We start from the raw sequence: 20,487 nt of genomic DNA on the forward strand, positions 1-20,487 counted from the left end.
CTTCCCACTTCCTGGTTCTGGGGTTCGGATGCCGGGTGGTCAGTCGAGCTGGGGAACGCGGGCCGGGAGGGCGGTGCTCAGCGCGCGCGGCAGGACGCGGGTGCTGAGCAGGCGCAGGCCCTCGGGGCCGGCCGTCACGGTGACCTCGGAGTCGTGCCGCGCGAGCAGCAGCGATCCTTCGGCGAGGGGCAGTTCGTCGGGGCCGCGGGTGGCGGTGCCGGTGCCGGAGAGGATGAACAGGGCCTCCTCGACCCCGTCCCGGACCTCGTGGACCAGGCGCTCGCCGGGCGGCAGCCGCCAGAGGTCGAAGGTCTCCGTCTCGCTGTGCAGCATGCCCCGGCGGGCAAGGCAGGACCAGGTCCGCCGGTCGGGGCCGGCGGCCGCCGGGTCGCAGTCCACCGGCCGGAGCGCGCGGCTGACGATCATCGGGCGGCCCGCCCGGCCGCGTTCTGCCCGGCCGTGTTCTGTCCGGCGGCTGCGCCCCGCGCCGGCACCGCGAGTTCGGCGTGGAAGAACTCCAGGCCGTCCGCACCGGCCGTGATCACCGCGTCCGCGCCGAACGGCAGGGTGATCGCGGTGCCGGCCGTGAGCTCCACCTCGGTGTCGCCGGCCACGGCCGTGCCGGAGCCGGTGAGCACGAAGACGGTGTGCTCGGCGGTGTGCGCGCCGAACGCGGCCTCGGCGCCGCCGATGAGCTCCCGGATCTCCACCAGGCGCAGCGGACCGGTGAAGACGCCGGCCGGGTCGACCGCCTTCTCCTCCCGCAGATCGTGCAGCCGCATCGTCTCGTTCTTCCTCTCGATCAACTCGGCGGTCGGGGCGTCGGGGGCCAGCCCGTGCAGCACCTCGGAGGTGGCCGGGGCCGGCATCTCGATGACCAGCCACTCCAGGTGCCCCTCGGGGGCGCTGCCGAAGCCGGGGTCGGTGACGCCCGCGGGGGCGCCGGTGTTGCGCAGGCCGTGCACGGTGCCGATCCCGGTCAGCAGCAGGGAGCCGGGCCGGGCCGGCCGCACCTCGCCGTTCACCAGGAACTCGCCGTGGCCGCGGAGGATGAAGTAGATCTCCTCGGTGCGGGTGTGGCGGTGCTCGCCGCTCAGGCCGCCGGGCGGGATCCGGGCGACCTCGATCGCCTCGACCTCGGCCTCCAGGTGCTGCCGGCTGGCGAGCGCCTTCCAGTAGGTGAGGCCGGGGGCGCCGTGCACACCGTGGATCTCGGAGGCGTCCCGGGTGTCCGCGACCAGCAGGCCGGCGGTCGGTGCGGCGTCAGACACGGCTGAGCTCCCGGGCGTTGAGCACCCGCAGGTCCTCGACGGCGACGGCGAGCTCGTCGCGGGTCACGTCGTTGACGAAGACCGCGTCGCCGATGCCGGCCGGCAGCGGCAGGCGCTGCTGCCCGTCGCGGTGGCGGACGGTGTCCTGGAGCGCGGCGTCGAGCAGATCGGCGTCCAGCAGCTCGTTCCAGCTGGGCAGTTCGAGCGCGCGCATCACGGCGAGGATCCGGTCGCGCTGCTCCAGGTCGACGAGGCCGCGGCGCCAGCCGATCAGGGTGGTGAGCGCCATGTCGACGGTGACCGCCTCGCCGTGCAGCAGGGCGGGCAGGGCGCGCATCTCCAGGGTGGGGGAGAAGGTGTGGCCGTAGTCGACGATCCGCTCCAGCTCCGCCTCCCACAGGTTCGGCTGGAGCTCCTCCAGCATGCCGTGGATGGCGCGGCGCAGGACCTCGCCGGCCGGGTCGCCGCCGAGCGCGTCGTCCTGGAACTTCCGCTCGATCAGCGCCGGGCCGTGCTGCTCCAGCAGCTCGAACAGCCGGGCGTCCTTGATCAGGGCCATCTTGAGGATCTCGCCCATGCCGTTGGCGATGTGCCGGCGGTCGACGGTGGCGAGGAAGGAGCGGTCGAGCAGGGTGAGCACCGGCGCGAAGTAGGTGCCCAGGCGGTTCTTGTGGCCGTTGAAGTTGACGCCGGTCTTCACCCCGACGCCCGCGTCGACCAGGCCGATCAGCGTGGTGGGCACGCGCACCACCGGGGTGCCGCGGCGGTAGAGGTTGGCCACCAGGCAGACGATGTCCATCAGGACGCCGCCGCCGATCACGATGATCGGCTCGCGCCGGCGGTCGAGGCCGAAGGAGTCCAGCGCGACCACGATGTCGGAGGCGGTCTCGAACTCCTTGAGCGTCTCGTCGGCGCGGACCACCTGGAGGAAGTAGTCGACGCCGTGGTGCTCGAAGTAGCGGCGGATCCGCTCGCCGTGCAGGCGGTCGACCTCGGCGTCGATGACCACGAAGCGGCGGTTGCCGCCCTCGGCTCCGGCGGTCTGCTCGATCAGGGCGGTACTGGCCGGGTCGAAGACGCCGTTGCAGACGCGCACCTCGTACTCGACGGGCTTGACCGCGCGCACCCGCCAGGAGTCCGAGGACCGGCTGTAGGTGAGACCGCTCGGGTAATTCTCGAAGACAAGCATGTCCTTTTCCCTTGTGAAGGCATGGGGTGAATTAACGGTGCGGTGGTGGCGGTGCAGGGGGGAGTGATCGGACGGGGCGGTGATCAGACGGGGTGGCGTCCGAGCGCCACCGCGGCATAGGCCGCCGAGGCGAGCGTCATGTGCCGGTGCCAGCCCTCGAAGGAACGCCCTTCGAAATCGCGCAGGCCGACCCGTTCACCGATGACGGTGCGGTCCTCCTCGACCCCGCCGGCCAGCCGGAAGAGCCGGGGGAATTCGGCGGCCCGGTCCGGTCCGGAATCGGTCAGCCAGAATCCGGAGAACGCGGTGGGGCGCGTCCCGGACTCCGCGTAGAGGAGCAGTTCGGCCGGGGTGCCCGGCAGGGCGACCCGGACCACGTGCGCCTCGACCCCGGGCGGGCCCGAGGTGCCGGCCAGCCGGCGGGCGCCGGCGGAGGCGAACAGCTGGTAGGCGGGCAGGGCCCGGCCGCGGTCACGGGTGGGGGCCGTGACCGGTGTGAGCCGGGTGGTCGGGTCGACCCGGACGGCGACCCGCAGACCGAGCTCCCGGCCGGCCGCGAACAGCCCGCCCGGTTCGGCCGGGCAGCCGTCCCAGATCAGGGTGGCCGCGGCGGTGGCCGGCAGTCGGTCAGCAAGCGGTCCGAGCAGCGCGGCCTGCCGGTCCAGGGAGTCCCCGGTGGCACAGCTCGCGCCCGCTCCGGGCGGTGTGCGCGGCTCCGGCGGGACGGCCCGGTGGGGCGGGTCCGTCAGCTGGAGCTGCCAGTCGACCGGTGCGTTGAGCCGCGGGGCCAGGTACCAGAGGCCGACGGCCTGCTGGGCCCCGGCCAGCTGGCCCAGCTCGGGGACGAACCGGCGTCCGACGCCGACCGAGCGGGTGCCGGACTTCGGGATGAACATCGGCCGGACCAGCCAGGCGCGGGGGGTGCACGCCTCGACCAGCCGGGCGGCGAGGGCCTCCCGGACCGGTGCCCAGGCCCAGGGGGAGTTGCGGATGAAGTGGTGCAGCCGCTGGACCGCCCCCGGGTCGCCGAGCGTCCGGGCGATGTTGCTGATGGATTTCCGGCCGGGCGTGGCGAGCAGGCCGCGCAGGTATTCCTCGGCCTTGATCCGGTAGTCGGCCCGGTCGAACGAGGCGAAGAGCTGCTCGCCGAGAATTCCCGGGAACGCGTGGACCAGGGGGTCCGCGACGGCTGCCGTGCTCATGGTGCTCACCTCCTCTCCGGGTTGTGCCGGACTTTCCGGTGGTTCGCGCGGGAGTGCTTTCGGTAGTGCTTTCGGTGGCGCTTGTGGCGGTGCTTTCGGCGAATTCACCGGCGGGTGTTTCGGAGAGCTTCCCGGTGAATTTTTCGACACTGGAATCATCCGCCGCGGCGGGTATTTCGGTCAATGTGATTCGGACGTCTTCGGCAAGTCGCCCGAGCCATTGTCAGGCGGAATTGCGGAGGCTTTCCCGGATGATTTCCGGGGTGCGTCCGGGCAGGTCGCGGCCGAGCGAGTACGCGGCCGAGACCAGCGTCATGTGGTGGTGCCAGCCGGTGAACGAGCGGCCGGAGAAGTCCAGCAGGCCGAAGTCCGAACCGAGCCGGTCCACGGTGGTCCGGGTGGCCGCGCCGGCGTCCAGCAGCGCGAGCACGCCGGGCGCGTCCTCGGCCAGGTTGGTGAGCCAGTACCGCCGCGGCTGTCCGGCACCGCCGCCGTGCGCCCAGAGCCGGTGCACGGGCGAGCCCTGCGGACCGGACGCGCCGAGCGGGCCGGGCAGCAGGACGGGAGTGCCGCGCAGCACCGGCTGCGGGGCCCCCGGCGTCCGCGGCCGGCGGCGCGGGAACAGCGCCTCGGCCGTCACGGTGCCCTGCTGGGGCCGCCCGGGCCGGCCCGTGGTGGCCTGCAGCACCGGCCGGACGGCCTGGCCGCCGCGGACCTCCAGCAGGTACGGGACGCCGCGCCGGGCCAGTGCGCCGGCCAGCCGCACCGGCTCGTCCGCCACGCCGAGGTCGGCGACCAGTGGCGCGATCGGGAGGATACCGGTGAGCCGGTCGACCATCCCGAGCAGCAGCTCGCCGGCCGAGAACGGGGCGAGGCCGTCGGGGATCCGGGCGCGGGTGCGGCGCTGCGGGTCGTCCGTCCAGCTCGGGTCGAGCAGCAGCGACCAGTCCACCGGGACGGCGTCCCGGTCGGTGGCGATGAACAGTCCGGGCGCGGCCTGGCACTTGACGGTGCGCCCGGCGTCCGGGACGAACCGGCGGTGGACGCCCACCGCCTGGTCGCCGCGCTTGGGGATGACCGCCAGGGTGGCCGTCCAGGCGCGGACCGGGCGGTCGTCGGCGGCCAGCCGGGCCAGCACCCGGCGGGCCGGGCGCCAGTCCCAGGGACTGCCGTTGATGAACTGCTGGAGAGAGAGCGAGGCGGTGGTCGCCGTCGGTCCGGTCGCCAGGCTCGCCGCCATGTTCGACAGGGACTTGCGGCCGGGAGCCGCGAGCAGTCCGTGCAGGTAGGAGCGGGCCCAGCGGCGCTGGTCTATCCGCGTCAGGTGGGCGAAGACCTGCTCGGCGAACCGGGATACCGCGGCTTCGCCGGCCGGTGACAGGGGTTGCGCGTCCATGTGAGCTCCCCGGGATCGGTGTGGTGCCGTGAGATGCCTTGAGATGCCGTCCCCAAAAGAATAGCGAACGATCTCTTTGTTTTTGAGTCCCGTGCGGGCCCGGGACCGGTTTTGGCAAGTCCTGGTGCCCGGTGGCCGGAGAACGCAGCACCGCCCGCACCGGCGTCAAACGGCCGGTGCGGGCGGTGGGTTGACCTCGGTGAGGGTGTGTCCTGGCAGGTCAGCGGCGTGCGCCCGGGGCGGGCGGGCCGGTCACCGCGCGGCGCCAGAGGCGTCCGAGGCGCTGCCGGACCTCCGCCCGGGCGGCCGGGTCGTCGCCGTCCAGGGTGACGATTCCGCGCCGCAGCGCCTCCGAGCCGACCACCAGGCAGTGGGCCAGCGTCTCCAGGTCCGTGCTGTCGAGGCCGGCGAGGTCGCGGCCCCTGGCGGTGCCGGTGCCGGTGCTGATGGCGGATCCGGGGCCGGGGCCGGGGCTCGGGGTGAACGGGTAGACGTCCTCGCGGGGATCGGCCGCGGGGGCGGTGGACCGTTCACGGGCCAGCCGGTCACGCAGGTCCGGGCTCCAGCCCGCGTGCCAGTTGCCGGCCGACTCCGGCTGCTCCCAGGTGAGCCGGGCGGCTGCCCGCACGCTCGGTTCCTCGTCCAGCAGCCGGGTGAGCGTGTCGAGCAACTCTACGACACCCGTGTCGAGTTGCCCGTCCGGCCCCGGGGCGCGGGCGACCGCCGCCCGGGTGAGCGCGGCGGCCTCGGTGCGTACCGCGTCGGCCAGTGCGGCCTTGGACGGGAAGTGGAAGGTGAGCGCCCCCATGGTGACCCCGGCGGTCTGGCTGACCCGGGCCAGTGAGGTGCCCGCGTAGCCGTGCCGGTCGAACTCGGTTGCGGCCGCGTGCAGGAGCGCCCGGTGGGTCTGCTGGGCGCGTTCCTGCTTCATCGCGCACCGCCCGCCCGGCCCGTGGGGCCTCGGTGTGTACAGGTGCCGACGCCCGTGTCCGCTCCGGATCGGCGGGGGCGGGGGGCTTCGGGACAGGCGGTCAGCGGGTCGGCCGGGGAGTGAGGGGGGACGAACCACATGGTCGGCGTGGCTCCTTCGCGCGGTCGGGGCGTGCCGGTGAGTACCGGTACGGTGACGCTCCGACGTTACGCCTCGGCGCGATGCATACGCACGGCATCCCCGGGATCCTCCGGCGGCTTTGGCATTTCCTTCGCAAATGCCCGCAAGTGGGCGGAGGTTGTGGCATCCGCGGGCTTCACCTCGCGAGTCGCGGCAGGCGTCGCGGAGGGTGCTGCGGTGGGCTTCGCGGAAGGCTCCCCGGCGAGGTGGGCGCGGTACCAGGGCGCGGCCCCGGCGAGCCGGTGCAGCGGGCCGGGACCGGGATCGGTGCCGGTCAGCCGCCAGATCTCCTCGCTGCGGTACCAGTGGTGACGCGCCATCAGATCGAGCTGCCGCTCGCCGTACACCCCGGGGACCCGGTCGAGTTCGGCCGCGCAGCGGTCCCACGGCCAGTCGGTCCCGGGTGCCGGCGGAAGCACACCGTGCTCCGCGAGCGCCGCCAACAGCCGTGCGACGGTGACGGGTTCGGGATGCCCGGCGTGGTGCACCCCGGGCGTGGCCGCCGACGGCTCCGGGGCGAGCGCGAGGTCGGCGATCAGCCGGGCCAGGTCGGTCACGTCGACCAGTGAGAGCAGCGCCCCGCCGCCGTCCCAGCGCGCCGGCACCCGGCGGAGCAGGTCCGCCAGGCAGGGCACCACCCAGCGGTCGCCCGTGCCGAGCACCAGCGGGGCGCGCAGCACCGCCGCCCCGGCCTCCAGCGCCGCCCGCTCGCCGGTCAGCCGGGTGCGGCTGGCCGCCGAGACCGGCGCGGGCGCCACCTCGTCCACCCCGAGGCCCCGGTGCGGACCGGCACCGTAGACCGCGGAGGTGGAGAGGTGGACGATCCGGCCGACCCCGGCCCGCCCGGCCTCGGCCAGCAGCGCCCGGGTGCCGTGCACATTGACGGCGGCGCACTCCGGCTCCGGGCCGGCGACCAGCGCGGCGAGGTGGATCAGCACGTCCGCGCCGTCCGCCGCCCCGCGCAGCGTCGCCGGGTCGGCGAGGTCCGCCGCGACCGGGACGGTCCCGGCCGGCGCCGTCGAGCGGGTGAGCGCCCGGACCTCACCGACCCCCGGCAGCGCGCGCAGCGCGGCCAGGACGGCGGAGCCGATGAAGCCGCCCGCCCCGGTCAGCAGGACGGTGGGCCCGTCGGCGCCCGCCCGTCCGTCGTTCTTCCCCCGTGCGTTCCCCCGTGTCCCCCGTGCCCCGCTCACGCCGGCTGCTTCCCGTACTCCAGGACGTACGCGCGCAGTTCGGCGACCACCGGCGCGGGTGCGATGCCGGGCAGCAGGAACCACCACAGCTGGACGATCCGCTCCGGCAGGTCGGCGCGCCCGGTGCGCAGGTGGGACATGATCTGCGAGCCGGTGTACGCCGCGACCAGCACCTGGGCGAGATCCTCCAGCACGAGGTCGTCGAGCAGTTCGCCGGATCGTCGGGCGGCGTCCAGCTCGGCGCGGAACTGCTCGGCCCACATCTCGTACGGGCTGAAGTCGCGCAGTCCGAGCTGCCCCTGCTCGACGGCGAGGGTCACACCGGCGCGCAGCAGCACGTTCTCCTGCAGCTCGTCGGCCAGGTAGAGGGTGATCCGGATGAGCTGGCGCAGTCCTGTCGGCTGCCCCGGCAGGTCCAGGTCGGAGGCCTGCTCGTCGATGACCGCCTTGGCGAGGTCCTCCTTGGACTTGAAGTGGAAGTACATCGCCCCCTGGGTGGTCCCCGCCTGGTTGATGATCTTGCTGACGCTGGAACCGCTGAAGCCGTACTCGTCGAAGATCTGCGCGGCGGCCCTCAGGATGGTCTCGCGGGTGCGTACGGCTCGTTCCTGCTTGGCTCTTGCCACGAGTAACCCCAAACGTCTCGACAAACAAAAAGAACGACCTCTATGTTATTCGCCATGGGGCCCGGCGTACACACCGGAGCGCCGATCTTTCACCTTGCCTGTGGCCACTCTGGGGGAGTGCATCCATGTTTCGCACAGACCACAGCACCACCGTCTCCACCTCGCTCGACGAAGCCATGACCGGCGAGCCGGCCGCCGTACCGGCCGACGGCCGCACCGAGGACACGGTCGTCGCGCCGACCACCGTGCCCCAGGAGTACGTGCACAAGCGGGCCGCCGAGGAGGTCCTGCTGACCGGCTGGGAGCAGCTGTCCGAGGACTCCTACCGGATCACCGCGCGGTGGCCGCGCGACCACCGCGCCTACGGCGTCCGCAACGGCTACCACGACCCGATGCTCCTGGTGGAGACGGTCCGTCAGACCTTCCCGCTGCTCTCGCACGTGGCCTTCGGCGTCCCGGTCGGCCACCAGCTGATCTGGGACCACTTCGGCTACGCGCTCATCCCGGGCGGCCTGTGGGCCGGTGCGAACGACACGGTCCCGCGCCAGCGCGGCGCCGACAGCGGCACCGCCCGCGTCCGGCGCGCCGGCGACGCCCACGACGAGGTGCAGATCGACGCCGTCTGCCAGGACGTGGTCCGCCGCGGCAACCGGGTGGCCGCGCTGACGCTCGCCTACGTGGTCAGCCGCGACGGCGAGCCGATCGCCACCGCGCAGACCCGCTTCACCGTCCAGACCCCGGCGATCTACCGGCGGCTGCGCGCCGACAAGGGCGACCCCGCCGAGATGATGGCCCGCGCCGTCCCGCTGCCCGCGCCGATCCCGGTCGCCCGGGCCGGCCGCGCCGTGCCGCAGGAGGTGGCGCTCTCCGCCACCGACCGGGCCCGGCGCTGGCAGCTGCGGGTCGACACCCACCACCCGGTGCACTTCGACCACCCGGTCGACCACGTGCCCGGCTCGCTGCTGCTGGACGCCGCCCGACAGGCCGCGCAGGCGCTGCACCACCAGGCGCCGGTGATGGCCGTCGCCATGGAGTGCGACTTCAGCCGCTACGTCGAGCTGGACGAGCCCTGCCTGGTCGAGGTGACCCAGCTGCCGCGCGACCCCGCCCGCCGGGACCGCGTCGGGGTGGTCCTGCAGCAGGGCGCCGGCGATCCGTCCTGCTCGATCATCGTCACGGTGGCTCCGCTCACCACGGGCTGACCGCAGGTCAGCGCGGCCCGGGCCCGCCGGTACTCCCCGCCGGCGGGCCCGGGCCCTCCCCGCCTCCTCGGCCTTCCCCCGGCCCTTCCCCCTCGGTCCACCCGGCCGCCGTACCCTGGACCCCCGCGCAGGACACCAGGGGGCCGGACCGCGCATGGAACTCAGACAGCTCCGCACCTTCGAGGCGGTCGTCGCCCACCGCACCGTCGCCGACGCCGCCGCGGCCCTCGGCCTCGCGCCGTCCTCCGTCGCCGAGCAACTCCGCACCCTGGAACGCTCGCTCGGTACCGCCCTGTTCGAACGCTCGCCGCGCGTGCTGACGCCGACCCCGGCCGGGCGCCGGCTGCTGCCCTGGGCCCGCCGGCTGCTGGACCAGGCCGACCAGGCCCGCCGCGAGGTCACCGCCGCCCGTACGGTCCTGCGGCTCGGCATCCTGGAGGCGGTCGCCGCCACCCACGCGCCCCGGGTGCTCGCCCGGCTCGGCGGGCACCATCCGGAGCTGGACGTCGCCCTGCACACCGACGCGGACCGGGACGGCCTGCTGCACGGTGTCGCGGCGGGCGCCCTGGACGCCGCGCTGCTGCTGGACACCGCCGGCCCGCTCGGCGAACTCGGCTTCGTCCCACCGCCGGTCCCGCTGGCCCACCTCGACCTGGAGGACGTCCCCCTCGCCCTGGTCGCCGCACCCGGGTCCCCCGAGTCGGGTCGGCCCCTGCTGGTGAACACGCCGGACTGCTCCTTCCGGCTCGCCGGCGACCGGCTCCTCGGCCCCGAGGTGGAACGCCTGCGCACCGGCGACGTCGCCGCCACCCGGGCCTGCGCCGAGCGCGGCCTCGGCATGGCCCTGCTGCCCGAGTCCGCCGTCCGCGAGCAGCTGGCCGCCGGCACCCTGCGCCGGCTCGCCCCCGCCGTCCCCGGCGCCCCCGCCCCCGCCCCCGCCCCCGTCCTCGCGCTCCGCCTCCGCCTGGTCCGGCGTGCCGGCCGCGAGGCCGCCCCGGCGGTCCGCGACGTCTTCCACGCCGCTGCCGCCATCGCGCGCTGACCGCCGTTCAGCCCCGCCAGAGCCGCTCCAGGTGCGCGTGCAGCACCTCGGCGGCCCGGTCCTCCGTCAGCCGTCCGACCAGGACGTGCGCGGTCAGCCCGTCCACCAGCGCCAGCAGGGCCCGGACCTCGACCTCCCGCACCTCCTGCGCGACCCCCGCCTCGGCCAGCAGTCCGAGGAACAGCTCCTCCGACGCCGCGTACCCCGCCCGCAGCGGCCCGGCCAGCGCCTCGCTCACCGCCGCCTGCGCCAGGAACGCCAGCCAGACCCGCGCCTCGCTGCGGTGCTCCGCCCGCAGCAGCGCCAGCTCCTCCGCCGCGTGGCCGACCGCGCTGGCCGAGGACTGCGCCGGGCCGGCGCCCAGCCGCTCCCGCACCCGTTGCTCGATCCGCCCGCCGACGTACCGGAGCGCGTGGACCAGCATCTCCTCCTTGGTGCGGAAGCACCGCTGGACGGCCCCCATCGAGAGCCCCGCTCGCTCGGCGACGTCCCGCAGCGTGACGCCCTCCAGACCGCTCTCGTCGGCGAGCCGGCAGACCGCCTCGGCGATCACCCGCCGCCGCTCCGCCAGATCCACCTGCCTGGGCACGCCGTGCTCCCCACTTCGTCCGACTTAATCCGATGCGTTCGTATCGGTTCACACACTACGCTTCCGATGCACTTGCATCACTACGCCCTCTCCCCAGGAGCGCCGCCATGTCCGACACCGACACCTCCCCGTTCCCCTGGTCCCTCACCGCCTCCGCCCAGGCCCGCGCCGTCCGCACCGGCGAGATCTCCGCCGGCGAGCTCATCGACGCCCACCTCGACCGGATCGCCGAGGTGAACCCCCAGGTCAACGCGATCACCCAGCTGCTCGCCGACCGGGCCCGCGCCCAGGCGGCCGACACCGACCGCCGACGCGCCGCCGGCGAACCGCTCGGCCCGCTGGCCGGCGTGCCGTTCACGGTGAAGGAGACCACCGCGATCGAGGGCGTCCCGACCACCTTCGGCGTCCCGCGCTTCCGCGACCTGGTCGCCGACGCCGACGCGCCCCCGGTCGCCCGCCTCCGCGCCGCCGGCGCGATCCCGATCGGCCACAGCAACCTCCCCACCCTGGTCCTGTCCGGGATGCACAGCCGCAGCGAACTCTTCGGCGACACCGTCAACCCCTGGGACCCGGCCGTCACCCCGGGCGGCACCAGCGGCGGCGACGCGGTCGCCGTCGCCACCGGCATGGCCGCCCTCGGCCTCGGCAACGACTCGGGCGGCTCCATCCGCGTCCCGGCCGCCTTCTGCGGCGTGGCCGGCCTCAAGCCGAGCTACGGCCGGTTCCCCGCCGACCACCGCATCCTCGGCCCCGCCGACCCCGGCCCGGCCTCCCAGTTCCTGGTCGTCGACGGTCCGTTCGCCCGCGGCGTCGCCGACCTCCGGCTCGCCTTCGAACTCCTCGCCGGCACCGACCCGCGCGACCCGCGGGCCGTCCCCGCCCCCCTGGACGGCGAACCGCTGCCCGCCCCCGTCAAGGTCGCGGTGGTCGCCGACCCCGGTGGCCACGGCGTCCACCCCACCGCCCGCGCCGCCGTCGCCACCGCCGCCGCCGTCCTCGCCGACGCCGGCTACGACGTCCAGGAGGTCCCCGACGTCCCCCGCCTCGACGAGACCCTCGCCGCCTACGACCTGCTCACCATCACCGAGTTCGCCCCCACCTGGCCGGCCGTCCGCCCCCTCCTCGGCCCCGGCGGCGACCGCTACCTCGCACCCGTCATGGAGCGCACCCCACCGGCCACCTCCGCCGAGTTCATGACCCTGATGGGCACCTGGCTCACCATCCGCCGCGCCTGGGCCGAGTTCCTCGCCGACTTCCCCCTCCTCCTCGCCCCCGTCTACACCGACCCCATCCCCGCCCCCGGCCTCGAATCCCGCGACCCCGCCTCCCGCGACCGCGTCGCCACCGCCATGGGCCTCTGCACCGCCACCAGCCTCGCCGGCGTCCCCGCCGTCACCGTCCCCACCGGCCTGACCCTCGGCCACCCCACCGCCGTCCAGCTCATCACCCGCCCCTACCGCGAGGACCTCGCCCTCCACGCCGCCCACACCCTCGAATCCCACCTCCCCCCACTCACCCCCATCACCCCCCGCCCCGAACGAACCCTCCCCGTGTGACCCGCGCCACCACGCCCCGCCGGCGGCCGGGCCGCTGAGGCCCGGTCACCCGGCCGCACACGCAAAACGACAGAGGCTCTGCCGGATTTCTCCGGCAGAGCCTCTGCATTGGGTCGGGGTGGCGGGATTTGAACCCACGGCCTCTTCGTCCCGAACGAAGCGCGCTACCAAGCTGCGCCACACCCCGGTCTTTCTGTTTGTCGCTCCGTCTCCTTCGCGACGAGTAGAACTCTACCGGACGCTCGCCGAGAGACGAAATCCGGTATCTCGGCGAGCGGGGTGGAGGCGGCGGCGGGGGGTCAGCGGGGGGTCGGGGTGAGGGTGAGGAGGGTGGCCTCGGGCGGGCAGGCGAAGCGGACGGGGGTGTAGCGGTTGGTGCCGCAGCCGGCCGAGACGTGGAGGTAGGAGCGGCTGCCGCCGGCCTGGTGGGTGGAGAGGCCCTTGACCCGCTTGGCGTCGAGGTCGCAGTTGGTGACCAGGGCGCCGTAGAAGGGGACGCAGAGCTGGCCCCCGTGGGTGTGGCCGGCGAGGATCAGCGGGTAGCGGTCGGCGGTGAAGGCGTCGAGGACGCGCAGGTAGGGCGCGTGCACGACGGCGAGGGAGAGGTCGGCGTCGGCGGAGGGGCCGCCGGTGACCTCGCTGTAGCGGTCGCGCCGGATGTGCGGGTCGTCCAGGCCGGTGAACTCCAGGTCGAGGCCGGCGACGGTGAGGCGGCCCCGGGTGTTGGTGAGGTCGAGCCAGCCGGCCGCGTCGAAGGCGTCGCGCAGCTTCTCCCACGGGTTGTGCACGGCGCCGCTGATGCCGCGCGCGGCGGTGCCGTCGGGGTTGTTCATGCCGTGGACTCCGCTGCGCATGGCCTGGAGGTAGCGGGCCGGGTTCTTGCGGGCGGGGCCGTAGTAGTCGTTGGACCCGAAGACGTAGACGCCGGGGAACTCCATCAGCGGCCCGAGCGCGTCCAGGACGGCCGGGACGCCGAGCGGGTCGGAGAGGTTGTCGCCGGTGTTGACCACCAGGTCGGGGCGCAGGCCGGCGAGGCTCTGCAGCCAGCGCTGCTTCCGGCCCTGGTTGCTCACCATGTGGATGTCGGAGACCTGCAGTACCCGGATGGGTCGGGCGCCTCGGGGGAGGACCGGGACCTCGACCCGGCGGAGGCGGAAGGAACGGACCTCGTACCCAACGGAGTAGGCGAGGCAGGCGGCGCCGGTGGCGGCGATTCCGAGGGGAACGGAGTACAGCGGTCGCATCGTTCCATGCTCTCAGACGGCGGATCAGCAGGTGAACTGCCGGTGCGCACAGGGCGGAACGGATCGGGCGGCGGCCGCCGGGTCATTCCCCGTCCTGGTCGCGCCGGGCGCGCAGGGCCCGCACCTTGTGGCGGTTGCCGCAGCGCTCCATCGAGCACCAGCGCCGCCGTCCGGGCCGCGAGGTGTCGACGAAGAGCAGCCGGCAGTCGTCGGCGCCGCACTCGCGGATCCGCTCCGCGTACGGGCCGGTGAACAGGGCGATGGCGTCGCGGGCGACGGTGGAGGCGAGCTGGTCGCCGTCGCCGGGCAGCGGCGGCGCCGCGGTGCCGTCCGGAGCGATCTGCGGGGCGAGCGGGGGCCGGGCGGCGGCCCGGTTGAGCAGGGCGTAGTCGGCGGGGTCCCCGGCGTCCGGGCCGTGGGTGGCGCGGGCCGCGGTGAGCTGCCAGAGGGCGTCCCGCAGGGCGCGGACGGCGGTGAGCTGGTCGTTGGTGATCCGGACGGCGCCGGGCGGCAGGACCAGCCGGGACCGGCCGGCCCAGTCGGCCAGGTCGGCGGGCCGGTGCAGGATCTCGTACCGGGCGTAGGGGCCGGGGCCGCCGGTGGGCAGCAGTTCCAGGCAGAGCGTGCCGGGGTCGAAGTGGAACCGCGTTCCGCCGGGGGAGTGCAGGACCAGGCCGGGGGATCGCTCGTCGGTCATGTAACCACTTTAAAGAGCGGCAGGGGGTGGCCGGGGACGGCGGGATCGGTGGGCGGCGGGATCGGCGGGTTAATGGTGGGCGGCGGAACGCCGCAGGTGGGAGACTCGGGGCCATGACGACGCTCAAGGCGCAGCTGCAGGAGGACCTCACGGCTGCCATCAGGAACCGGGACGAGCTGCGCTCGTCCACCATCCGGCTCACGCTGTCCGCCGTCACCAGCGAGGAGGTGGCGGGCGAGGAGAAGCGCGAGCTCTCCGACGACGAGGTGCTGAAGGTCCTCGGCCGGGAGGCGAAGAAGCGCCGGGAGGCCGCCACGGCCTTCGACAACGCCGGCCGGACCGAGCAGGCCGCCCGGGAGCGGGCCGAGGGCGAGGTGCTGGCCGGCTACCTGCCCAAGCAGCTGTCCGACGAGGAGCTGTCGGCGATCGTGGCCGCCGCCGTCGCGGAGAGCGGGGCGAGCGGGCCGCAGGGCATGGGCGCCGTGATGAAGCTGGTGCGGCCGAAGGTCGAGGGCCTGGCCGAGGGCGGCCGGGTGGCCGCCGCGGTGAAGGCCGCCCTCGCCGGCTGAGCACGGCACGCCGCAGGCACGCCGCAGGACGACGAAGAGCAGAGAACGAGAAGAGGGGCGCCCCCCGAGCCGATCGCTCGGGGGGCGCCCCTCGTCGTCCAACGGGTGCCCGCTCAGCGGTGGCCGTTCCCGTTGCCGTTGCCGTTCCCATTGCCGTTCCCGCCGCCGATGACGCCCGGCGGGAAGGTGAAGCCGCCGCCGATCATGCCGCCCGCATTGGTGCCGGGGTCGCCCGGGTTCGCGGCCGGCGGCGGGTTGCCGCCGGCGTTCGGGTCGGCCGGGTTGGCCGGGGCAGTGGCGCCCGGGGTGGCGTTCGGGTCCGGCTTGGGGGCCGGGTCCGGGATGTCGATGGTCGGCAGCGACTCCTTGGGCGAGCCCTTCAGCGCGCCGTCCATGGCCATCTTCCAGATCGGGCCGGGACCGGTGGCACCGAAGACGCCGTCGGCGCCGTAGTAGGTGTCGCCGATCTTCATGTTCTTCATCTCGACGCCGCCGGTCGGGCCGCCGATCCAGACCGCGGTGGCCAGCTGCGGGGTGTAGCCGCTGAACCAGGCGGCCTTCTTCTTGTCGGTGGTACCGGTCTTGCCGGCGATCTGCCGGCCGTCCTCCAGGCCGAGGGAGGCGCCGGTGCCCTTCTCGGTCACGTTGAGCAGGACGCTGTTCATCGCGTCGGCGGTCTGCTCGGAGAAGGCCTGGGTGCAGCTGGTCTGCGGGACGTTGACGTCCTTGCCGTCGACCGTGGTGATCTTGTTGATCGCGATCGGCGTGCAGTGCTTGCCGCGGGCGGCGAAGGTCGCGTAGACGTTCGCCATGGTCAGCGGCGACATCTCCTTGGTGCCCAGGGTGATCGAGGGCACGATCTCCAGCTTGGCGCCGGAGGCGGTGGTGGTGATGTTGAGCTTGTCGAGCATCTGCTTGACGGGGCAGAGGCCCATCTCCTGCTCCATCTGAACGAAGTAGGTGTTGACCGAGAGGGCCATCGCCTGCTTCAGCTCGTAGGGGCCGACCTCGCTCTTGCTCTCGTTCGGGACGTACCGCTCGTTGCCCTTGTAGGTGTTCTTCCAGGTGCCTTCGCAGGTCTTCATCGTCGGCCACTCGATGCGGTTCTCGGACGGGTACGCCTTGGTGGGCGACATCCCGTTCTCGAGCGCGGCCGCGGCGATGATCGGCTTGAACGTCGAGCCGGGCTGGAAGCCGTTGCCGCCGCCCATCGCCGCGTCGACGTTCAGGTTGACGACGGTCTGGTTCTTGGCCGGCTCCAGGCCGTACGGGCGGGTCTGGGCCATCGCCAGGATCTTGCCGGTCCCCGGCTCCATCATGGTGGTGGCGGCCGAGACCGGGTCGGTGACCTTGACCTTGCTGGTGACCGCGTTCTGGGCGGCGGCCTGCTTGTCCGGGTCGAGGGTGGTGTAGATGTTCAGACCGCCCTGGTCCCAGAACTTCTTGCGCTCGGCGGCGTTCTTGCCGAACACCGGGTCCTGCTTGACCACGTGCCGCACGTAGTCGCAGAAGAAGCCCATGCCCGCCTGGGCGGTGATGCAGCCGTTCTGCGGGTCCTTGTACTTCAGGCCCAGCGGGGCGGCCTTGGCCTCCTTGGCCTGGTCCGCGGTGATGTGCTTGTTCTCGACCATCTTGTCGATCACGACGTTGCGCCGCTTGACGGCGTTGTCGGGGAAGCGCACCGGGTCGTACTGGGACGGGTTCTGCACCAGGCCGGCCAGGGTGGCGGCCTCGGCGATGCTGAGGTCCTTGTTGGACTTGCTGAAGTAGCGCTGGGACGCGGCCTCGATGCCGTACGCCTGGTGGCCGTAGAAGGTGATGTTGAGGTAGTTGGTGAGGATCTGGTCCTTGGTCAGGTCCTCCTCCAGCTTGATCGCGACCTTCAGCTCCTGGATCTTGCGGCCCAGGGTCTTGCGCTGGGCCTCCAGGACGGCGGCCTGGTCGTCGCCGGCCTTCTCGACGTTGACGTTCTTCACGTACTGCTGGGTCAGCGTCGAGGCGCCCTGGGAGGCGGTGCCGCTCTCCGCGTTCTTGCTGATCGCGCGCAGCACGCCCTTGAGGTCGACGGCGCCGTGCTCGTAGAAGCGGGCGTCCTCGATGTCGACCTGGGCCTGCCGCATGTACGGCGACATCTGGTCGGCGGTGAGGACGGTGCGGTCGCGCTCGTAGACCTTGGCGATCAGCCCGCCCTTGGCGTCGAAGATCTGCGTCGCCTGGGTGAGCGGCGGGGTCTTGAAGTCGTCCGAGATGTTGGAGAAGCCCTCGGCCGTGTTCTTGGCGGTCAGTCCGAGCGCGCCGACGGCGGGCAGGGCCATGCCGGCGAGCAGGACGCCGGAGAGCACGCTGACCCCCAGGAACTTCACTCCGTGTCCCGCGTAGTCCAGCGGTGACCCGCGGCGCTTGCCGCGCGGAGCTCCGGGGTTGCCGGGGGGCGGGGATGCCTGGGGGCGCTTCGGTGCCATGGGGAGAACCCTACGTTGCCGAATGCCACACACCGGGGCAGGTGTTCGCCTAGGCTTGTCACAAGCTTGCGACAGCTTCGCTGCGTCAGCATCGATCACTCTTGTGAGTGATGAGAATTGCCCGAATTGCCCGATCCTGGTGTGCTTTTGGGGCAGCTGTTGCCCGCTGCACCCCTGTGTCCGGTAGCACTGCGTGACGACCTGCGTGGCGAGAGTGGCGCCCGTGGTCCTGGCAAGGCTTGCGACCTGCGGTCACTCCAACGAGTGAGCTGATCGCCACCCATAGTCCAATCGGGTCATTCGAGATTGAGCCCGAAGGGGCTGTTGCAAGCTGTCGTTCTTCCGTAACGTCCTCAACTGGCAACGGTGAATATGCCGTTGCCGCCGTGGGGGAGCCTCGATTCGGGAGAGGACGGCGCCGGCATGGGCTGGGTAGACGACTGGAGTGCGCAGGCCGCCTGCCGCACGAGTGATCCGGACGAACTGTTCGTCCAGGGGGCGGCGCAGAACCGCGCCAAGGCGGTGTGCAGCGGGTGCCCCGTGCGCACGGAGTGCCTGGCGGACGCGCTGGACAACCGGGTGGAGTTCGGGGTCTGGGGCGGGATGACCGAGCGCGAGCGCCGGGCGCTGCTGCGCCGTCGGCCGACCGTGATCTCGTGGCGGCGGCTGCTGGAGACGGCGCGCACCGAGTACGAGGCCTCGCTGGCCACCGGCGTGATACTGACGGACTACGCCCAGGCGGGCTGAGCACCCGGGCGCCTGGCCCCCGGAGGAACGGTCGGTCAGCCCGGGCTGGGGGGCCCGGGCCGGACCGCGGCGCGGGGTCAGTCGGCGGAGCCGCTGAGCCGTTCGCCGATCGCCCGCAGTCCGTCCAGGTCGTGGACGTCCCCGGGCAGCGCCGCGACCTCGACGATCGGCACGTCCGGGTAGACCGAGACGAAGCGGTCGCGGGTCCGGCGCTCGCGCACCATCACCTGCATCCGCTCGGCGTGCAGCCGCAGCAGCCCGGCCGCGAGCACTTCCGCCTCCGGCGAGGCGTGCTCCGAACCGTTCTCCTCCAGCGCCTCCGCCGCGGCCAGCGCCCGTTCGGCGGTGAGCTGTGGCGCGCCCGTCCCGTGCACCCGGTTGAGCACCAGCCCGGCCAGCGGCATCCGGTCGGCGGCCAGCCGGTCCACGAAGTACGCCGCCTCGCGCAGCGCGTCCCGCTCCGGCGCGGCCACCACCAGGAACGCCGTGCCCGGCGCCTGGAGCAGCTGGTACGTGCGGTCGGCGCGCTCGCGGAAGCCGCCGAACATCGAGTCCATCGCGCTGACGAAGGTCTGCACGTCGGTCAGCAGCTGGGCACCGAAGATCTTGCCGAGGGTGCCGGTGAGCAGGCCCATCCCGGCGTTCAGGAACTTCATCGCGGACCGGCCGCCGACCTTGGCCGGTGCGGTCAGGATCCGGATCACCTTGCCGTCCAGGAACGAGCCGAGCCGGTTCGGCGCGTCCAGGAAGTCCAGCGCGGAGCGCGACGGCGGGGTGTCGACGACGATGAGGTCCCACTCCTCGGCCGCCCGCAGCTGGCCGAGCTTCTCCATCGCCATGTACTCCTGGGTGCCCGCGAAGCCGGCCGACAGGGACTGGTAGAAGGGGTTCTCCATGATCGCGCGGGCCCGCTCGGGCTCGGCGTGGGCCAGCACGACCTCGTCGAAGGTCCGCTTCATGTCGAGCATCATGGCCTGCAGCTCGCCGCCGCCGTTGCCGTCGCCGCCGTTGCCGCCGACGCCCTTGACGATCCGCGGAGTGTTGTCGAGCTCGGTCAGCCCCATCGACTGCGCCAGCCGGCGGGCCGGGTCGATGGTCAGCACGACGACCTTGCGGCCGCGCTCGGCGGCCCGCAGGCCGATCGCCGCCGCGGTGGTGGTCTTGCCGACGCCGCCGGACCCGCAGCAGACGATGATCCGGGTCTTCGGGTCGTCGATCAGCCCGTCCACCGCGAGCCGGTTGCCGCTGCTCGTACCGCCGCTGCTGCCCGTACCGTCGCCGCTCACGCCGTTCCGCCCGCTCACGCTGCCCCCTGACGCTTCAGTTCGCCCGCCAGCCGGTAGAGCCCGCCGAGGTCCACGCCCTCGCCCAGCAGCGGTAGCTCGTACGTCGGGAGCTTCAGCTGCTGCAGGTCGGCGCGGCGCGCCCGCTCCAGCTCCACCCGCTCGGCGTGCTCCCTGGCCTGCTCCAGCAGTGGGTCGAGCAGCGGCTCGACCGCCGCCCGGACGGTCTCCGGCTTGCGCGAGCGGCCGCCGAGGCCCGCCTCGCCGAGGGCCAGCGCGACCTCCTCGCGGTGGTCGCCGTCCACCGCGGCCACCGCCGCCGCGTCCAGCACCGGCGGGCGGACCATGTTGACCAGCACACCGCCCACCGGCAGCCCGGACTCGTGCAGCTCGGCGATGCCGTCCACGGTCTCCTGGACCGGCATCTCCTCCAGCAGGGTGACCAGGTGAACGGCGGTCTCCGGCGACTTCAGCACCCGCATCACGGCCTGTGCCTGGCTGTGGATCGGCCCGATCCGGGCCAGCCCGGCCACCTCGGAGTTGACGTTCAGGAAGCGGGTGATCCGCCCGGTCGGCGGGGCGTCCATCACCACCGCGTCGTACCGCCGCCGGCCGTCCGGGCCCTTGCGGCGGGCGGCCTCGCAGGCCTTGCCGGTCAGCAGGACGTCCCGGACGCCGGGGGCGATGGTGGTGGCGAAGTCGACGAAGCCGACCTTCTGCAACGCCTTCCCGGCCCGGCCGAGCTTGTAGAACATGTCGAGGTACTCGAGCAGGGCCTGTTCGGTGTCGATGGCGAGCGCGTGCACCTCGCCGCCGGCCGCGCTGCCGTCCTGCGCCGGCGGCAGGCCCAGCTGGGCCGGGGTGACCGAGGCGATCCTGCGCTCCTCGTACGGCAGCGCCGCTATGCCGAACAGCTCGGCGATGCCCTGCCGGCCCTCCACCTCGATCAGCAGCGTCCGGTGGCCCTGCGCGGCGAGCGCCAGTGCCAGCGCCGCGGCCACCGTGGTCTTCCCGGTACCGCCCTTGCCGCTGACCACGTGCAACCGCACGCCCTCCCAGTCGGGATCGCGCCGGGCCGCCTGGCCGGGGGTGCGTGCCACGCTCCGTC

The 20,487-nt window shown here is 73.5% G+C and carries 19 protein-coding genes and 1 tRNA gene; 5 read left to right on the forward strand and 15 right to left on the reverse strand.

Annotated features, from left to right (window positions below):
* Window positions 1–39: 39 nt before the first annotated feature.
* The 8 genes from ACFU9E_RS00660 to ACFU9E_RS00695 form a co-directional block, all read right to left on the reverse strand.
* Window positions 40–426: a cupin domain-containing protein gene (locus ACFU9E_RS00660; protein WP_380684300.1), complete on the reverse strand. Its 387-nt coding sequence runs from the start codon at window positions 424–426 to the stop codon at window positions 40–42.
* Window positions 423–1,271: a cupin domain-containing protein gene (locus ACFU9E_RS00665; protein WP_380684301.1), complete on the reverse strand. Its 849-nt coding sequence runs from the start codon at window positions 1,269–1,271 to the stop codon at window positions 423–425. Before ACFU9E_RS00665 ends, ACFU9E_RS00660 begins: the two co-directional genes overlap by 4 nt.
* On the reverse strand, window positions 1,264–2,460 hold the full coding sequence (locus ACFU9E_RS00670; RefSeq protein WP_355360406.1) for a sedoheptulose 7-phosphate cyclase: 1,197 nt from the start codon (window positions 2,458–2,460) through the stop codon (window positions 1,264–1,266). Before ACFU9E_RS00670 ends, ACFU9E_RS00665 begins: the two co-directional genes overlap by 8 nt.
* Window positions 2,461–2,543: 83 nt before the next feature.
* Window positions 2,544–3,662 (reverse strand): transposase, encoded by a 1,119-nt coding sequence (locus tag ACFU9E_RS00675; RefSeq protein ID WP_380684302.1) that lies wholly within the window; start codon window positions 3,660–3,662, stop codon window positions 2,544–2,546.
* A gap of 223 nt (window positions 3,663–3,885) precedes the next feature.
* A complete protein-coding gene (locus ACFU9E_RS00680) occupies window positions 3,886–5,058 on the reverse strand; it encodes an IS701 family transposase (RefSeq protein ID WP_380684303.1) in 1,173 nt (390 codons plus the stop codon).
* A 220-nt stretch (window positions 5,059–5,278) separates the two neighbouring features.
* Window positions 5,279–5,989: a TetR family transcriptional regulator gene (locus tag ACFU9E_RS00685; protein WP_380684304.1), complete on the reverse strand. Its 711-nt coding sequence runs from the start codon at window positions 5,987–5,989 to the stop codon at window positions 5,279–5,281.
* A gap of 206 nt (window positions 5,990–6,195) precedes the next feature.
* Window positions 6,196–7,362 (reverse strand): NAD-dependent epimerase/dehydratase family protein, encoded by a 1,167-nt coding sequence (locus ACFU9E_RS00690; RefSeq protein ID WP_380684305.1) that lies wholly within the window; start codon window positions 7,360–7,362, stop codon window positions 6,196–6,198.
* Window positions 7,359–7,988, reverse strand: a complete 630-nt coding sequence (locus ACFU9E_RS00695) for a ScbR family autoregulator-binding transcription factor (RefSeq protein ID WP_380684306.1) — start codon at window positions 7,986–7,988, stop codon at window positions 7,359–7,361. The genes ACFU9E_RS00690 and ACFU9E_RS00695 overlap by 4 nt, the downstream gene beginning before the upstream one ends.
* 125 nt (window positions 7,989–8,113) lie before the next feature.
* Between ACFU9E_RS00695 and ACFU9E_RS00700 the strand changes: the two genes are divergently transcribed.
* Window positions 8,114–9,190, forward strand: a complete 1,077-nt coding sequence (locus ACFU9E_RS00700; protein WP_380684307.1) for an AfsA-related hotdog domain-containing protein — start codon at window positions 8,114–8,116, stop codon at window positions 9,188–9,190.
* 154 nt (window positions 9,191–9,344) lie between these two features.
* Complete coding sequence (locus ACFU9E_RS00705; protein ID WP_380688128.1) at window positions 9,345–10,232, forward strand: LysR family transcriptional regulator; 888 nt, start codon at window positions 9,345–9,347, stop codon at window positions 10,230–10,232.
* Between the two features lie 7 nt (window positions 10,233–10,239).
* Here ACFU9E_RS00705 and ACFU9E_RS00710 read toward each other — a convergent pair whose 3' ends face one another.
* On the reverse strand, window positions 10,240–10,821 hold the full coding sequence (locus ACFU9E_RS00710) for a TetR/AcrR family transcriptional regulator (protein ID WP_380688126.1): 582 nt from the start codon (window positions 10,819–10,821) through the stop codon (window positions 10,240–10,242).
* Window positions 10,822–10,928: 107 nt separating this feature from the next.
* Here ACFU9E_RS00710 and ACFU9E_RS00715 point away from each other — a divergent pair, with 107 nt between their 5' ends.
* Window positions 10,929–12,377 (forward strand): amidase family protein, encoded by a 1,449-nt coding sequence (locus ACFU9E_RS00715; protein ID WP_380688124.1) that lies wholly within the window; start codon window positions 10,929–10,931, stop codon window positions 12,375–12,377.
* Between the two features lie 113 nt (window positions 12,378–12,490).
* Here the strand turns inward: ACFU9E_RS00715 and ACFU9E_RS00720 are convergent.
* The 3 genes from ACFU9E_RS00720 to ACFU9E_RS00730 form a co-directional block, all read right to left on the reverse strand.
* Window positions 12,491–12,564: transfer RNA gene (locus ACFU9E_RS00720), tRNA-Pro, on the reverse strand.
* Window positions 12,565–12,676: 112 nt separating this feature from the next.
* Window positions 12,677–13,621 (reverse strand): metallophosphoesterase, encoded by a 945-nt coding sequence (locus ACFU9E_RS00725; RefSeq protein WP_380688122.1) that lies wholly within the window; start codon window positions 13,619–13,621, stop codon window positions 12,677–12,679.
* Between the two features lie 82 nt (window positions 13,622–13,703).
* Window positions 13,704–14,318: a CGNR zinc finger domain-containing protein gene (locus tag ACFU9E_RS00730; RefSeq protein WP_380688120.1), complete on the reverse strand. Its 615-nt coding sequence runs from the start codon at window positions 14,316–14,318 to the stop codon at window positions 13,704–13,706.
* Window positions 14,319–14,431: 113 nt separating this feature from the next.
* On the opposite strand from ACFU9E_RS00730, the gene ACFU9E_RS00735 reads away from it, so the two are divergent.
* Window positions 14,432–14,887, forward strand: a complete 456-nt coding sequence (locus tag ACFU9E_RS00735; RefSeq protein ID WP_380688118.1) for a GatB/YqeY domain-containing protein — start codon at window positions 14,432–14,434, stop codon at window positions 14,885–14,887.
* Window positions 14,888–15,000: 113 nt separating this feature from the next.
* On the opposite strand, the gene ACFU9E_RS00740 is transcribed toward ACFU9E_RS00735, so the two are convergent.
* Window positions 15,001–17,349: a transglycosylase domain-containing protein gene (locus tag ACFU9E_RS00740; protein WP_380714692.1), complete on the reverse strand. Its 2,349-nt coding sequence runs from the start codon at window positions 17,347–17,349 to the stop codon at window positions 15,001–15,003.
* Between the two features lie 423 nt (window positions 17,350–17,772).
* Between ACFU9E_RS00740 and ACFU9E_RS00745 the strand changes: the two genes are divergently transcribed.
* A complete protein-coding gene (locus ACFU9E_RS00745) occupies window positions 17,773–18,096 on the forward strand; it encodes a WhiB family transcriptional regulator (RefSeq protein ID WP_344338874.1) in 324 nt (107 codons plus the stop codon).
* Window positions 18,097–18,173: 77 nt separating this feature from the next.
* Here the strand turns inward: ACFU9E_RS00745 and ACFU9E_RS00750 are convergent, their stop codons facing one another.
* Together ACFU9E_RS00750 and ACFU9E_RS00755 are read right to left on the reverse strand one after the other, a co-directional pair.
* A complete protein-coding gene (locus ACFU9E_RS00750) occupies window positions 18,174–19,382 on the reverse strand; it encodes an ArsA family ATPase (RefSeq protein WP_380683156.1) in 1,209 nt (402 codons plus the stop codon).
* A gap of 14 nt (window positions 19,383–19,396) precedes the next feature.
* Window positions 19,397–20,479: an ArsA-related P-loop ATPase gene (locus ACFU9E_RS00755; RefSeq protein ID WP_380683154.1), complete on the reverse strand. Its 1,083-nt coding sequence runs from the start codon at window positions 20,477–20,479 to the stop codon at window positions 19,397–19,399.
* Window positions 20,480–20,487 lie beyond the last annotated feature (8 nt).

Source organism: Kitasatospora sp. NPDC057595 (genome assembly GCF_042800875.1).
GTDB lineage: Bacteria > Actinomycetota > Actinomycetes > Streptomycetales > Streptomycetaceae > Kitasatospora.

Bases quoted from the DNA above. Each gene is read 5' to 3' on its own strand.
- ACFU9E_RS00725 (WP_380688122.1), bottom strand. From the start codon at position 13,621: ATGCGACCGCTGTACTCCGTTCCCCTCGGAATCGCCGCCACCGGCGCC.
- ACFU9E_RS00705 (WP_380688128.1), top strand. From the start codon at position 9,345: ATGGAACTCAGACAGCTCCGCACCTTCGAGGCGGTCGTCGCCCACCGC.
- ACFU9E_RS00735 (WP_380688118.1), top strand. From the start codon at position 14,432: ATGACGACGCTCAAGGCGCAGCTGCAGGAGGACCTCACGGCTGCCATC.
- ACFU9E_RS00685 (WP_380684304.1), bottom strand. From the start codon at position 5,989: ATGAAGCAGGAACGCGCCCAGCAGACCCACCGGGCGCTCCTGCACGCG.
- ACFU9E_RS00715 (WP_380688124.1), top strand. From the start codon at position 10,929: ATGTCCGACACCGACACCTCCCCGTTCCCCTGGTCCCTCACCGCCTCC.
- ACFU9E_RS00700 (WP_380684307.1), top strand. From the start codon at position 8,114: ATGTTTCGCACAGACCACAGCACCACCGTCTCCACCTCGCTCGACGAA.
- ACFU9E_RS00680 (WP_380684303.1), bottom strand. From the start codon at position 5,058: ATGGACGCGCAACCCCTGTCACCGGCCGGCGAAGCCGCGGTATCCCGG.
- ACFU9E_RS00740 (WP_380714692.1), bottom strand. From the start codon at position 17,349: ATGGCACCGAAGCGCCCCCAGGCATCCCCGCCCCCCGGCAACCCCGGA.
- ACFU9E_RS00730 (WP_380688120.1), bottom strand. From the start codon at position 14,318: ATGACCGACGAGCGATCCCCCGGCCTGGTCCTGCACTCCCCCGGCGGA.
- ACFU9E_RS00675 (WP_380684302.1), bottom strand. From the start codon at position 3,662: ATGAGCACGGCAGCCGTCGCGGACCCCCTGGTCCACGCGTTCCCGGGA.
- ACFU9E_RS00660 (WP_380684300.1), bottom strand. From the start codon at position 426: ATGATCGTCAGCCGCGCGCTCCGGCCGGTGGACTGCGACCCGGCGGCC.
- ACFU9E_RS00745 (WP_344338874.1), top strand. From the start codon at position 17,773: ATGGGCTGGGTAGACGACTGGAGTGCGCAGGCCGCCTGCCGCACGAGT.
- ACFU9E_RS00670 (WP_355360406.1), bottom strand. From the start codon at position 2,460: ATGCTTGTCTTCGAGAATTACCCGAGCGGTCTCACCTACAGCCGGTCC.